Here is a 14,446-nt window from a genome sequence, read left to right on the forward strand (position 1 = left end):
TTCAACCTGTTTGGGTCAGGTTAAAGGATCCAGAGCGCACGGGGTAGGGGTTTTCAGAAGGTTGATTCGGAAAAGCTACCTTCTCTCCCCTTTCTTAACATGGGCCAGGAAATTTACCCGTTGAATCGGATTCGGATCAACTGTTATTGGATATCCTATACCTTTGTAGTGCCTTTACAGGCTTCCTTTAGTCAAAATCCGGGGGTGGGGTAGGCATCTTAGACTTTTCCTTCTTCTCAGGAACCTCGGTAATCAGGGCTTCGGTAGTCAGCATAAGGGCTGCGACACTCGCGGCATTTTGGAGAGCAACCCGGGCTACTTTGGTTGGATCAATAATTCCTGCCGCAACCAGGTCTTCAAACTCCTCGGTAGCCGCATTGAAGCCTTCATTGGTTTTCATCTCTTTGACCCTCTCAACCACCACCGAGCCTTCCCATCCGGCATTATTGGCAATCTGGCGTAAAGGCTCCTCAAGGGCCCGCTTTACAATATTCACACCAACTTGCTGATCCCCTTCTAATTTCAATTTTTCAAGGGCCGGTAGACATCTTAGATAAGCCACTCCTCCACCTGGAACGATTCCTTCTTCAGCAGCGGCCTTTGTGGCGTGCATAGCGTCTTCCACCCGGGCTTTCTTTTCCTTCATCTCCGTTTCGGTTGCTGCCCCTACTTTTATGACTGCAACCCCACCGGCTAATTTAGCCAACCGTTCCTGAAGCTTCTCCCGATCATAATCCGAGGTGGTCTCTTCAATCTGCATCTTGATCTGTTTAATTCGACCCTGGATTTTATCTCTGGATCCGGCTCCCTCTACAATGGTTGTATTTTCTTTATCAATGACTACTTTCTTGGCCTTTCCCAGATCGTTCAGGGTTACATTCTCAAGCTTGATTCCCAATTCCTCGGCAATGAGCTGACCTCCGGTCAGAATGGCAATATCTTCTAACATGGCTTTTCGCCTATCACCGAAGGCCGGGGCTTTAACCGCCGCACATTTTAAAGTTCCTCTTAGTTTATTGACGACCAGGGTGGCCAGGGCTTCTCCTTCGACATCTTCTGCGATAACAAGCAAGGGTTTACCCGATCTGGCAACCTGCTCAAGCAGGGATAACATGTCTTTGGTCGAGGAGATTTTCTTCTCATGGATCAAGATATAAGGCTCCTCTAAAACAGCCTCCATCCGTTCAGGATCCGTCACAAAATAAGGGGACAAATAACCCCGGTCAAACTGCATTCCTTCTACGAATTCCAGGGTGGTCTCCATGGATTTGGCTTCTTCTACCGTGATAACTCCGTCTTTTCCAACCTTATCCATGGCTTCGGCAATGATCTTACCGATGGAAGTATCACCATTAGCCGAAATAGCGCCTACCTGTTCAATTTCTTTCTTTCCGGCCACCGGTTTGCTCAGTTTTTTCAGCTCTTCGACTACAACTTCCACCGCCTTCTCGATCCCTCGTTTTAAATCCATGGGGTTCGCTCCGGCGGCAATATTCCGACATCCTTCTCTGAATATGGCCTGGGCCAAAATGGTTGCTGTGGTTGTTCCATCTCCAGCCACATCACTGGTTTTACTGGCCACTTCTTTGACCAACTGGGCTCCCATGTTCTCATAGGGCTCCTCCAGTTCGATCTCTTTGGCTACTGTGACCCCATCCTTGGTACTGGTAGGAGAACCAAATTTTTTATCTAAAACTACGTTACGTCCTCTGGGTCCTAAAGTAATTTTTACTGCATTTGCCAGAATATTAACCCCTCTCAGGGCTGCATCCCTTGCTTCTTGCCCAAAAAGAAGTTGTTTAGCTGGCATAACTGCTATAACCTCCTTCTTGTTGATGTACTTATTTATAGACTACCTTCTACCTTGAACAAAAAGGAAAAATTTCTACTCTGATAGTCTATAAATAGGTACTGGATCCTTCTCGGGACGGCTATTCTAGAATGGCTAAGACATCATCTTCTCGTAGGATGAGATACTCTTCCTCATCGAGTTTAACTTCAGTTCCCGCATATTTGCCGAAGAGAACTTTCTGACCAACCTGAACTTCCAGGGGCAATTGTTTACCGTTTTCTAACCACTTCCCCTTTCCAACCGCAATAACTTCACCCTGTTGAGGTTTCTCCTTGGCGGTATCTGGGATGATGATCCCTCCTTTCCGAACTTCGGGTTCTTCTATTCTTTTAACGACGATTCGATCATGAAGTGGAGTAATTTTCATCGTTACTACCTCCTTTCAGGTGCAGTTTGACCATGGATTTTTAGAAAATTCTCTGACTTTAAGGTAAACTCTCAGGTATACCCAGGACGGTTGAAGGTTTTAGATGAGATTCACTTTTATTATAAAATCTTAGTCCGAATTTATCAAGTCTTTTTCTAATAACTTTAGAAAGTTAAATTCCCTCCTAAGGGTTATCCCCCTTCCCTTTTGTAAAAAATAGAGTAAAAAAACTTTGTTTATTTTTAACTGGGATTAATCCTGGGTATAGAGTTGACGTATGTCATCTTCACGCCCCAATACGACCAGGATATCTCCTTCTTCCAGTTTTCGGTTGGGGTCTGGGAAGTGTCGCTGTTCCTTTCCATTTCGCCCGGGACTGATCACCGCTAAAACATTGAGGTGGTATTGAGTTCGGAGATTAGTTTCCCCAATGGTCCTACCGACCAGTTCAGGAGGTACTACAATTTTATCGATTCGGAATCCTTCCGGTAGCTCCAGACGATCGGTTAAAAGTTTATCTTCAGACCTGGTCACAAATCGGGACAGGAGCATTTTCCTTCGAAGGGCTTCCCGATCCAGGGTACTTAGGACATCCCGGCGGGTTACAATACCGAGAAACTGTAAAGAATCTTTGCTTCTAACTACGGGCAACTCTTCCAGATCTTGAAGCCAGAACTTCTCTAAAACGTCTGCAAGTCGGTCCATAGGGTAGGCCACCGAGACCGGAGTGGCAAGGTCTTTGGCTATAACAAGGGTTTCAAGGTCTTTCTCAGAGAGGAACTCCTTGATATCGTGCAGGTTGATGACCCCTAAGAGATTTCCTCGCTGGTCTCCTACGTACAGATAGTCACTTCGGGAGGCATAAAATCGTTTTAGGATTTCATCGAAACGGAGATTTTCCGGGAGAAGCGAAACGCCTGTTTTTAAAATATCCTGAACCCGCATCGAATAGAGGACCATCTCTTCCATCCCACGGCTGAGTTGAATTCCGCGTTGTTTAAGTCTTTCGGTATAGATAGACTCTGGTTTGATCTTGCTGGCCACATAACTGCTGAGGATGCAGGAGAGCATTAAGGGAAGGATAATTCCGTAATCCAGTGTCAGCTCAAAAATGATCAGAATGGCCATGATAGGGGCATGGGTTGTTCCGGCCAGCAGACATCCCATACCTACCAGGGCATAAGCCCCTGAGGGGGCCGTCAAGAGAGGAAAGAAATAGTTAACCGCATTTCCTACTGCCCCTCCGAGGGCGGCTCCCACGAAGAGGCTGGGAGTAAAGACTCCTCCAGAACCGCCGGAGCCGACAGTGATGGCCGTGGCAATAATTTTTAAGAAAAAGAGGATCAGTACCAGGGGTCCGGGAAGCTGCTGATTTAAAATTCGGCTTGCGACTTCATAACCATTACCCCAGACGTGGGGAAAACTTAATCCGAGGATTCCTACGAGGAATCCTCCCAAAGGAATCTTAAAATAAGCAGGAATTTTAATTTTTTTGAAAATTTCTTCTCCTTTAAAGAGGGCCTCAATAAACAAATAGGCTGCAAATCCAGCCAGGATTCCCAGAAAGACATAAAAAATGAGCTCGAAATGGCTGACCATGGAAAAGGGTGGGATACGGTAGGTCGGTTGATTGCCCATGACTCCCCGGGATACAAGGGTTGCAGCAACCGAAGAGATCACCACAGGGGCAAAAATATCGGTAGCAAAGTTTCCCATGATAATCTCTAGAACGAAAATGGCGGCAGCGATGGGGGTATTATAAGCCGCTGCCATACCCGAGGCAACCCCACATCCCACCAGGATGCTCAGCTTGATTCTGGATATGCGGAGTAATTGCCCGAATTGGGAAGCAAGCATGGCCCCGATTTGTACGATAGGTCCCTCTCGGCCAACCGATCCGCCTGAACCAATGATCATCAACGACGAAAGGGATCTGAAAAGGACCGAACGAACTTCGATCTCTCCCCCCCTTAAAGAGACTGCCTCCATGATGTCAGAAATTCCGTAGGATTTAGTTTTTTTGGCCAGGGAATAGAGAATAAAGCTGGCCAGGGTTCCCCCTGCCGTGGGAACTAAAATCCGGTAATACCAGGGAAGTTGAAGGGCCGCATCCAGCAGATTTTCCCAAGAGCCTAGAAAGAGTCTTTGAACGATAGCCGTCAGATACTTAAAAATAATAGCTCCAAAGCCTCCCAGTATCCCTACGATGCCTGCATAGAGAAATAAAAGGGTCGTTTCATCCGGTCGGATTTGCCTGGGTTCTCTCAGAAAGACTCGCATAACTATGGCTTCTTCAATAAAATAAAATCAAGACATCCTACTGATAGAATAGATAGGTACAAGGAGTACCCTGCACTTTCAACGTGCCTCGTACTCTTTCTACCTTATCCCCTCCTTCCTATAGGCATCAAGATAAGGACCGGTCGGGGGGCGTGGGTGTCTTGCCACCTCATCCCCTCCCCTGGGGCTTCAGGAAAGGGAATGCGGTGAAGGATTTTAGATTTCGGTCAATTTCTTTTTCTCTTGATCTGGACCTCTATTTATCTTGACGGTTTTACAGGCTTATGGTTACATTATTTCCATGTCGGATTTTAAAAATTATCTTCTTCAGGAATTATCAGATCTTTTACTCAAGTATCCCTTTAAGGATTCCCGAAAAGCCTCTCAAAATCTCAACCATATCCTCGAAAGGGTCAAGGGGAATTTTAAATCTGTTTCCACGTTGAAAACCTCAGGCGTTTCAGTGGGGGTCAATTCAACCAAGGGTTCAACTCCAGACTCGGCCCTAAACTCCCTACCTGATTTTTTTTTGGAAAAGCTGCTGGAAGCTGCTCACCAGGCCCCTGATCCGGATAGTGCCCTTAATAACCTGGAAAGATATCTCGAGGCCATCCCCAGACCCGGTGACTTCCTATCTAAAATAGAGGAAAATCCAATGGTTCTGCAAGTCCTCATGAATCTTTTTGGTACCAGTCCCTATCTCTCCGATATTTTGATTCGGAATCCCCACTACCTGAGTTGGCTGGCGGATTTGGATAAGCTTCGGTTTCCCAAAAGTAAGGAACTTCTCTACCAGGAACTGACTGCGTTTCTGAGTGGAGATGGAGCTCCCTCACCTTTATCCAAGAAGGAAAAGCTGGCTCTCCTTCGTATTTTTAAAAAAAGGGAAATTTTACGGATCGGGGTTCGGGATATTCTCCGATATGGAGGGGTTAAAGAAATTACCGAAGAGCTCTCAGATTTGGCAGATGTTCTTATCCAGGGAGCTTATGAAATCTGCGATGCAGAGTTAAAGGAAAAATACGGAACCCCTTACTATCCAGATCCTCAAGGAGGATGGCGAGAGTGTAAGTTTACTGTATTGGGGATGGGCAAGTTAGGTGGAAGGGGGCTTAATTTTAGCTCGGATATCGATCTGATGTATTTATACTCTGCAGATCCGGGAGAGACCTCCGGTTCCAGGGAAGGAAAGCAAAAACACTCCCTCAGCAATCCTGAGTATTTCAGAAAGCTTTCCACCGAAATTACTTCGGCCCTCTCCGATGTAACCCCGGAGGGATATGTGTACCGGGTGGATTTAAGATTACGGCCGGAAGGTAAGAGTGGTAATATTGCTTACTCTTTACGCAGCTATGAGATTTACTATGAATCGTGGGGGGAGACCTGGGAACGGCTGGCTTTAATCAAAGCGCGCCCTGTAGCTGGGGATATGGAACTGGGGGAAGCTTTTTTGAAGATGATACGACCCTTTGTTTATCGAAAATATATGGACTACGGAGCTATTAACGAAATCAAAGCACTCAAGGACCGGATCGATCGAAAGGTATTTATCAGTGGCGAAAAAAACCTCCATGTCAAATTAGGTTTTGGAGGGATTCGGGAGATAGAATTCAGTATCCAGGTTTTACAATTGCTATATGGAGGCAAAATTCCACAAATCCAGGAGAGAAATACCCTGCTGGCTCTTGAAAAGCTTCGCCAATACAATCTCCTGTCCCAGGAGGATTATACTCACCTGCGGGATGCCTATCTCTTTTTACGAGATGTAGAGCATAAGCTTCAGATTGTTCATGAATTCCAAACCCATACCCTTCCCACTGATCCTGAAAAACTGGAATTATGTGCCCGAAGGCTGGGCTATCGTCCTATCCCTGGGGAACGAACTTCCACAGCCACCGAGCAGTTCATGCACGATTATCGACTTCATACCTTCCGGGTCAACAGAATCTTTCAGAGTTTGTTTGAGGGTTCCTTAGATCGTTCCGCCTCGGGTATCGGACTTTCCAGTCAAATGACTCCCGAAGTGGCCATGATCCGAAATCAGGATTTTCCCAAGGAGCAGGCCTATCAAATTTTACAAAAGTATGGATTTCGAGATATTCCCAGGGCCTATCACATCATTCTCCTTTTGAGAGACGGCCCTGTGTTTGTTCACTATTCAGCCAAAACCCGGGGACTTCTGGCTACTATCATGCCTTTTATTCTTGAATATGCCGGCCAGTCCCCCGATCCCGACCAGGCCCTTAACCATCTGGAGAAGTTTGTTTCTGTAGCCGGTGCCAGAACCACCCTTTATGCACTTCTTGCCAATAATCCCAAGGTCATTGAACTGCTCCTTCGGCTTTTCGGTCATAGCGATTTTCTCTCGGAAATTCTCATCCGATATCCGGATATGTTGGATGTACTTCTCAACCCGGAGGTTATAGAACAGGCCAGATCCCGGGAGCAGATGTATCAGGAACTTCAGATAGCCGTCGGTTTGAAATCTCCCCCTACACCGGAAGCCGGTCCAGGTTCCGTTCCTACCGATTTGCCTTCTCGAATAAGTAAACTACGGCAGTTCAAGCAAGCGGAGACTCTTCGGATCGGATTGAGGGATATCTTGGGTAAGGCTGACTTTCCGACAACTTTGAAGGCCCTTTCGGATTTAGCAGATGTCTGTGTGCAGGTCGCCTATGAAATAGCCCAGAGAGAACTCCAGGGTCGGTATGGAATTCCCCAGGCTGATGGAAAAGAATGCGCATTCGCCATTATGGGACTGGGGAAATTGGGGGGGCAGGAGTTGAACTATACGTCAGATTTGGATGTGTTGTATGTGTACGATAAAAATGGGATGACCACTGGCGTGGGACAGAGCCTGGATCTACCCGAGAAGATCTCCGAACCTCCCATCCAGATCGAAAATTATCTTTATTTTTTAAAGCTCATTGAGTTTTTAAATAAAATTCTCGGGGAACCCGGCGTGGATCCTGTTGCTTTCAAACTGGACCCGCGTCTTCGCCCTGAGGGTCGGAAAGGACCTCTGGCCATTCCCTTTGAAAATTATCGTGAATACTACCAAACCCGGGCAGAAACCTGGGAACGTCAGGCCCTGATTAAAGTCCGATTTATTGCCGGAAGTGAAAACCTCGGTCATTCATTTATCCGAATGGCCCATGGCTATATTTACCGAAAGGATGTTGATGTCTACAGGAAAACACCTCTTCAAGTGGAAATTCGGGAGATGAAGAAAAAGATGGAGGCTAAAATAGCCTGGGAGATTTTGGAACGAAGTCATCATGTCAAGCTGGGGAGTGGCGGTATCGTAGATATCGAATTTATGGTTCAGTTCCTGCAACTCCAATATGGACCTCAAAATCCTTCTGTCCGTCAGGCCGGTACCTTACCGGCCTTAGAAAGTCTTTATCGAGAGGGATTTCTTCCCGAGGCAGATTACAAACAGCTTAAAGAATCTTATGTCTTCCTGCGAACGGTGGAAAACCGCTTGGGAATTGTTCAGGAACTTCCCATTAAAGTTCTTCCAACTTCACCCGAAGACAGGCTTAAACTGGCAAAACGCATGGGTTATATGGGAGATCAGGCCGGTGAAACTTTCCTGAAGGATTATGAAAAACATACTACCGCAGTAAGGGAATTGTATAAGAAGATTTTCTGGAGTTCATAGTACGTTGTAAAGTTAAATTTGGACAGCTCTTCTGCCCTCCCCTAACCCCCTCTCCCGAAGCCTCGGGAGAGGGGGCACTTGGGGAGTTGACCTGGAGATTTGCCGGTTCCCCTCTCCGCCCCCACCCTTTCCCCCCGTCCACGGAGGGAATTCCCCCGCGAGTGGGGGAAGAGGGGAGGAGGGTGAGGGAGGGGGAGAGGGGCTGGGGATGAGGGAGAATCACACGGAACTGGCTTTACAAAGTAATATAGTTTGTTAAAGTTCCAGGTATCCCCCTTGACAAAGCCTTCAAGGGTAGTTTTTTAGTTGGGAAGGGGGAACTTTGGAATTACCTGGGTCTCAACTCTTTCCTTCCTTAGGAGGGAAAGGGAGTCAGAGAGGCTAGATCCAAAAAACCTGCCCCAGAAAGCCCTGACAAAGGAAGAAGATTTCTCATCTTCTCTTTATGGTAAACTATCGATTTTATTTATCCATGAAGAAGGTAGAAGTCTGAGGGGTAGAGGCGTATCGGTGTGAATTCTCCTACCATGCTCCTACTTCCCCATTTTTCAGGATCCTTCATGGATTTATGGTTAAAAACTGCAAAAGTAAAAGGAGCGTCAAGGATTCCTATGACAGCAGTATTGAAAATCGGCGTTGGTGGCCCAGTAGGGTCAGGTAAAACCGCTTTAATTGATACCCTTTGTAAAAGGATGCGAGATACTTATCAGTTAGGGGTAGTAACCAATGATATCTATACCAAGGAGGATGCAGAATTTTTGATTCGAAGTGGGGCTTTACCTCCGGACCGGATTATCGGTGTTGAGACAGGTGGATGTCCCCATACGGCTATCCGGGAGGATGCTTCCATTAACCTGGAAGCTATTGAAGAGTTAATAACCCGAATTCCCCAACTTCAAATTATTTTTGTAGAAAGTGGAGGAGATAACCTGGCCGCCTCTTTCAGTCCCGAGTTGGTAGATGCCTGGATCTACGTGATTGATGTTTCTGAAGGAGATAAAATACCTCGAAAAGGGGGTCCCGGAATTACCCGTTCTCATCTCCTGATAATCAATAAAATCGACCTAGCTCCTTATGTAGGAGCCAATCTTGAGGTCATGCGGAGAGATTCTTTGAAGATGAGAAATGGAAAACCTTTTATCTTTACCAATTTAAAAACCGGCGAAGGAGTCCAGGATGTAATCCGATGGATTCAGCGAGAACTGCTTTTTGAGGCCTGATACCGTAATTTAATCTCCATTCCTATTCCTTAACAGGGAGGAAAGGCCCCCTGCCGACCCAGGAAGGGGCGCTGGAGGAGACAGGTCCAAAAAACTTACCCCAGAAAAGGGAGGGAAGGAGAGGTCATACCTTTCATGGAGGCTTACTACAGGCCTGGGAGGGCCGGGATATTACGATTAGAATTTGAAAAGCATAACGGAAAGACCGTTTTAGTCCGTTCTTATTCAAAACTTCCGTTACAAATTTTACGTCCTTATCCCTTCCGCGAACCGGATTTAGTCTATCTTCCTTTGATTAATCCTACCGGAGGAATTGTAGGTGGGGACACTTTCCATATTCACATCTCCCTCAGAAAAGGCGCTCGGGTTTATCTCACAACCCAATCTGCTACCAAGATCTATCGAATGATAAAGGGAGAAGAGAGTGTTCAGCAAATAACCTTTGAAATCGAGGAAGGGTCTGAGCTGGCTTATCATCCCGACAAAGTCATCCCCTTTGGAGGATCTTCCTTTCGCCAGACGCTTCACGTTCACCTGGATGTCACCAGTCAGTTTTCTATGTCTGAAATTCTTACGCCGGGTCGGCTCTTCAGAGGGGAAAAATTCTCGTTTCAAAGATATTACAGTCGTACCGAAATACGCGAGGAAAATACCCTGGTGTTTCTGGATACGTTGGATCTCCAACCTGAAAAAGAAAACCTCCTGGAACCGGGTTGTCTGGAGGGATTTGAGTATCTGTATACGGCTTACTTTCATTATAAAAAAATCCTGCGGAGTTCGGAAAAACCCCGGAACTTCTTAACCTATCTTCTCCAGGAACTTCAACGTCTCTCAACCCCTTCCTTTCAGAAAGAAAACCAAACCGAAGGTCCCCAATCCCTCCTCCTGGGTTCTGCAACGACTACCCACTATGGCGGAATCCTGGTCAAGGTTTTATCCCATTCCTCTGTTTTATTAGATGAATTTTCCCACCGTGTCCGAGATCATCTATATCCCGCCTGATTCAGGAAATATCCTTTAACAAAACTTTAACTGCGGAGTAATAGAACTGTAATCATTTTACCGTATTTTTAAGCTGAATTCTGTAAGAGGGAGTTTTCTTTCCATTAAGGACGTAGGGGCGTACGGCCGTACGCCCGTACTTGAAGTTAGAACTTTAAAAACTAAAAGGAGGATACAGGCATGATTCATAGAAAGAAGCAATCCATTGAAAAATTCAAGATCTTATTGATTCTCATAACCGGTTTAGTTTTATCGGATTCTGTATTTGCAGCGGAAGACAAAAAGCAGGAGAAAAAGGAGGAAAAAAAAGAGGAGGCGAAACCAAATGTTTTTTCAGCAGCTGCAAACAAGATTACTTTCGACGGGTATTTTCAATTACAGTTTTCAACCAGTTCGGTAGATAAAAAAGATGATCCTGCCACACCCGATAAGAATGAGGGAGTTGTGCAGGATTCTTTTGAGATTCGTCGAGCCAGGCTTGGATTGCGGGCTAATTTTACAGACTGGATCATCGGACGCCTCCAAATAGATGCGGCGGCTTCTACTGCTATCTTGCGAGATGCTTATCTAGATCTGGGATTTGATCCCAAATTTGAATTAAGATTTGGTCAATTCAAGAAACCTTTTAGCCGAATTCAGCTTCTCTCTTCCAGTGTATTTCCCATGATCGAAAGAGGGATTCGAATTCGGGGGGTTAGTCAGAAAGCCCTGGATAATAGCCTGGAAGATCTAAAATTTAGCGAACGAGACATTGGAATCATGGTTTTCGGAAATTTTAAGGAAGCCTTTGGTAAAGATACCGGTATAGGCTATCAACTGGCCCTGGTAAATGGAGCGGGTCGAAATGTGGTTCCGGATACCAATAACGGAAAATTGATTAATGGGCGAATAAACGTAATTCCTGTGAAGGGATTAGAGTTTGCCGTGAGTGTTTCCAATAATACCATCAATGGAGATCCCCTTGCAATTGACTCTACCAATGTGCAGGCTTATGGGTTTGATTTCCAATATCGTCCCGATCCCAATAACGGAATCTGGCTTATAGGGGAAGTCGACTTTGCAGACAACTTTGATCCGGCCACCGGTGGGTTTTTGAGAGGAGATGATACCGCTCATCTCTTTGGTGTAACGGGAATAGCAGCTTACCGTTATCCTCTTACCACCAACAAGCGATTGGTGGCCATTGAGCCTGCCTTTCGAGTTGATTTTACAGATCCTGATACCGACAAAAGTGATAATGCAGCGACTTTAATTACGCCAGGACTTAATCTTTATTTTCACAAGAGTGTACGATTGATGTTTAATTACGACTTTGTGGTGTTTCAGGATAATCGCGATACCGAATCTGCCTTTCAATTTAGGGCCCAATATATTTATTAGTTAAATTGCAATGGGAAACACCAATCGAACCGTGGTTCCCTTCCCGACCTGGCTTTCAATCCGCATGGACCCTTCATGAACCTCTACCAGGTGTTTAACAATGGCCAGGCCTAACCCGGTTCCACCTTCAGCCCGGGACCTAGCCTTATCGACTCGATAGAAGCGCTCTCCCAATCTCGGAAGGGCGCTTTCAGGAATTCCAATTCCAGTATCTTTGATGGCTATTTCTATCCGATGGGGTTGATCTTCTTTCACCCGGGCTTCAATACTTACCCTTCCTCCTTTTTCCGTGTATTTAATTCCATTATCCACCAGATTCACCAGAATCTGGATCAACCGATCTCGATCAGCCAAAACAGGGGGAAGGTCCTTGGAGGCCTCGAAGGTAAGTTGAATCCCTTTATCCAGGGCCTTCTGTTGCAACATGAGAAGCACGCTCTGAACCACCTGTTCCACGGGCACCGCACTTCTCTCGATTTTTATCTTTCCCAGCTCGATGTTGGAGAGGGTTAGAAGGTCATCTAATAATCGGCTCAAGCGATCACTATGGCTGGCCACGATTTTTAGAAACCGGATGGCATGGTCTTTATCGTCTATGGCTCCATCCAATAAGGTTTCGACAAATCCTTTAATGGCAGTTAGTGGAGTCCTCAGCTCATGGGAGACATTGGCTACAAAATCAACCCGCATCTGTTCCAATCGTTTTATTCGCGTGACATCCCGAAAAACCAGGATGGTTCCCTCTGGACTCTCCTCTTCTCCTTTAATAGGAACTGCCTCCACGGCAAGGTCTGTTTTTCGGGGAGATAAAATTTGAAGCTCATCGGAAACTTTGGATTTTTTTTCTTGAACCTCTCCAATGAGATTTTGGATGGTTTGACTTTGAAGGACCTCCAGGAGCTTAGAAGTATCCGGACCAAAAAGTTTTTCCATTACAGGATTGCTTAAGATAATTTTACCGTGCTTATCAATGACCAGAACCCCATCGGTCAGACTTGCAAGAATGGTTTCTTTTTCCTTTTTTTCTTCGAAGACCGCTTTCAGTTCTTCTCCTAATTTCTCGGCCATCTGGTTCAAATTCTGGATTAAAGTTCCCCATTCATCCTGGGAGGTTACCTTCATGCGCTCTTCCAGCTCTCCGCGGGCAATCCGTTGGGTAAAAGCTATAATGCTTAAAATTTTACTTTCCAGGGAACGGGCCAGAGAGATTCCTAATATGACTGCAAGGAGCATAGCCATCAGAGAACCCAGCATAATTTTGTTTTGTATTTCCCGCAGATTATGTTCGACTTCTGTCAGAGGAAGTGCCATCCGAAGAAATCCGATGAGTTTTGGGGCTTCCGAAGTTCCTGAAGTTTCTAAAGCCCGACTTGATTTTTTAATAGGTAAGGCCACGTAAATCAGGTTTTGATGAAGGGTTGAACTGAATCGGATAGCCGTTCCTCTACCCTTCTGAAGGGCTTCTTGGATTTCTGGCCTGAAAAGATGGTTCTCCATGGAAGACGATGCTTGATCGGAATCTCCAAGTACCTTACCTTCTGAATTTAGGATGGTAATTCTGGCTTCAACCCGATGCTTTAAAGATCGAGCGAACGCGTCTAGAGAAGGGTCCTCTGAAAGATCGGGGAGATAGGATAAGAGGAGGTTAGCTTCAGAAAAGAGATGTTGTTCAATTTGGGTGATAAAAAAGCTTTTTAAAGTAAAGGTGAGATAAAGCCCCAATACCCCTGTACATAGGAGGATCACCAGCAGGTAGCTGCCCAAAAGTTTCCAACGAATTCGTTTTCTCAAATCTGCTCTGCGAATTTATATCCGATGCCTCGAACCGTTTTAATATATCGAGGGGCCGCGGGATTTTCTTCAATTTGAGATCGCAAGCGTGTAATGTGGACATCGACCGTTCGAGGTTCTACAAATACTTCGTCTCCCCAAACGGCTTGAAGCAACTGATCTCGGCTATAAACCCGTCCTCGATTCATCGCAAGAAATTTTAATAACTTAAAATCCGTAGCGCTTAAGTTAAGGGGCTGTCCTTTAAAGAGAACCTGATATTTCTCTGTATCGATGGAGAGATCTCCAATTTGAATAACAGGGGTTTCGGTGATTGCAGCCTCTATGCGTCGTAATACCGCTTTAACTCGAGCCACCAGCTCTCGGGGGCTAAAAGGTTTTGTAATATAATCATCTGCCCCGAGCTCTAAGCCGAGGACTTTGTCCATCTCTTCTGCCCGAGCTGTTAACATAATAATAGGGATTTTTGAGGTTGCGGAGTTATTTTTTAACCGTTTGCAAATCTCAAAGCCCTGGATACCGGGTAGCATCAAATCTAAAATAATGAGGGAAGGAAGTTCTTTCTGAATGAGTTTGAGGGCTTCTACCCCATTCTGCGCACTGTAAACGTTAAATCCTTCCTTTTTTAGATTATAGGCAACTAATTCTATCAGGTCGCTTTCATCATCGATAATTAAGATTTTTTTTGATAACATAACCTCCCAATCCATCTTTCTTACTGATCTTTGCATAAATATCTAATAAAATCCAAGCTGTTTAATACAACCTTGGATCACATGAATTTTATGTCGTAAACGTTCCTTAGCCTTACGAAGTTCATACCGTAACTGACAAAGATGTTGACAACTCAAATTCTTCAACTCAACCCGTTTCAAGTAGTTCCAGATCCC

General features: G+C 45.5%; 9 protein-coding genes. 4 read left to right on the forward strand and 5 right to left on the reverse strand.

The features are described from left to right. Positions 1-187 precede the first annotated feature (187 nt). The 3 genes from groL to VNM22_14105 all read right to left on the reverse strand — a co-directional run bounded on the left by groL (position 188) and on the right by VNM22_14105 (position 4,499). A complete protein-coding gene (groL, locus tag VNM22_14095; GenBank protein ID HWP48291.1) occupies positions 188-1,810 on the reverse strand; it encodes a chaperonin GroEL in 1,623 nt (540 codons plus the stop codon). A gap of 121 nt (positions 1,811-1,931) precedes the next feature. After that, positions 1,932-2,219 carry a co-chaperone GroES gene (groES, locus tag VNM22_14100; GenBank protein ID HWP48292.1) on the reverse strand — a complete coding sequence of 96 codons (288 nt, stop codon included), beginning with the start codon at positions 2,217-2,219 and terminating at the stop codon, positions 1,932-1,934. Positions 2,220-2,471: 252 nt separating this feature from the next. Beyond that, positions 2,472-4,499, reverse strand: coding sequence for a ClcB-like voltage-gated chloride channel protein (locus VNM22_14105; GenBank protein ID HWP48293.1), 2,028 nt, complete (start codon positions 4,497-4,499; stop codon positions 2,472-2,474). A 265-nt stretch (positions 4,500-4,764) separates the two neighbouring features. Between VNM22_14105 and glnE the strand changes: the two genes are divergently transcribed. The 4 genes from glnE (at position 4,765) to VNM22_14125 (ending at position 11,765) form a co-directional block, all read left to right on the forward strand. After that, entirely contained in the window at positions 4,765-8,163 is a 3,399-nt protein-coding gene (gene glnE, locus VNM22_14110) for a bifunctional [glutamate--ammonia ligase]-adenylyl-L-tyrosine phosphorylase/[glutamate--ammonia-ligase] adenylyltransferase (protein ID HWP48294.1), read from the forward strand. A gap of 611 nt (positions 8,164-8,774) precedes the next feature. Then, complete coding sequence (gene ureG, locus VNM22_14115; GenBank protein ID HWP48295.1) at positions 8,775-9,383, forward strand: urease accessory protein UreG; 609 nt, start codon at positions 8,775-8,777, stop codon at positions 9,381-9,383. A gap of 135 nt (positions 9,384-9,518) precedes the next feature. Next, positions 9,519-10,385, forward strand: a complete 867-nt coding sequence (locus VNM22_14120; protein ID HWP48296.1) for an urease accessory protein UreD — start codon at positions 9,519-9,521, stop codon at positions 10,383-10,385. 180 nt (positions 10,386-10,565) lie between these two features. Beyond that, entirely contained in the window at positions 10,566-11,765 is a 1,200-nt protein-coding gene (locus VNM22_14125; GenBank protein HWP48297.1) for a porin, read from the forward strand. Here VNM22_14125 and VNM22_14130 read toward each other — a convergent pair whose 3' ends face one another. Together VNM22_14130 and VNM22_14135 are read right to left on the reverse strand one after the other, a co-directional pair. Then, positions 11,766-13,556: an ATP-binding protein gene (locus VNM22_14130; GenBank protein ID HWP48298.1), complete on the reverse strand. Its 1,791-nt coding sequence runs from the start codon at positions 13,554-13,556 to the stop codon at positions 11,766-11,768. Beyond that, complete coding sequence (locus tag VNM22_14135; GenBank protein ID HWP48299.1) at positions 13,553-14,251, reverse strand: response regulator; 699 nt, start codon at positions 14,249-14,251, stop codon at positions 13,553-13,555. The genes VNM22_14130 and VNM22_14135 overlap by 4 nt, the downstream gene beginning before the upstream one ends. Between the last annotated feature and the right edge of the window lie 195 nt (positions 14,252-14,446).

This window comes from Candidatus Limnocylindrales bacterium (assembly GCA_035559535.1).
Lineage (GTDB): Bacteria > Moduliflexota > Moduliflexia > Moduliflexales > JAUQPW01 > JAUQPW01.

What these genes read in the sequence shown, in the direction of transcription:
- VNM22_14125 (HWP48297.1), top strand. Translation starts at nt 10,566, where the DNA reads ATGATTCATAGAAAGAAGCAATCCATTGAAAAATTCAAGATCTTATTG.
- VNM22_14120 (HWP48296.1), top strand. Translation starts at nt 9,519, where the DNA reads ATGGAGGCTTACTACAGGCCTGGGAGGGCCGGGATATTACGATTAGAA.
- ureG (HWP48295.1), top strand. Translation starts at nt 8,775, where the DNA reads ATGACAGCAGTATTGAAAATCGGCGTTGGTGGCCCAGTAGGGTCAGGT.
- groES (HWP48292.1), bottom strand. Translation starts at nt 2,219, where the DNA reads ATGAAAATTACTCCACTTCATGATCGAATCGTCGTTAAAAGAATAGAA.
- VNM22_14105 (HWP48293.1), bottom strand. Translation starts at nt 4,499, where the DNA reads ATGCGAGTCTTTCTGAGAGAACCCAGGCAAATCCGACCGGATGAAACG.
- VNM22_14135 (HWP48299.1), bottom strand. Translation starts at nt 14,251, where the DNA reads ATGTTATCAAAAAAAATCTTAATTATCGATGATGAAAGCGACCTGATA.
- groL (HWP48291.1), bottom strand. Translation starts at nt 1,810, where the DNA reads ATGCCAGCTAAACAACTTCTTTTTGGGCAAGAAGCAAGGGATGCAGCC.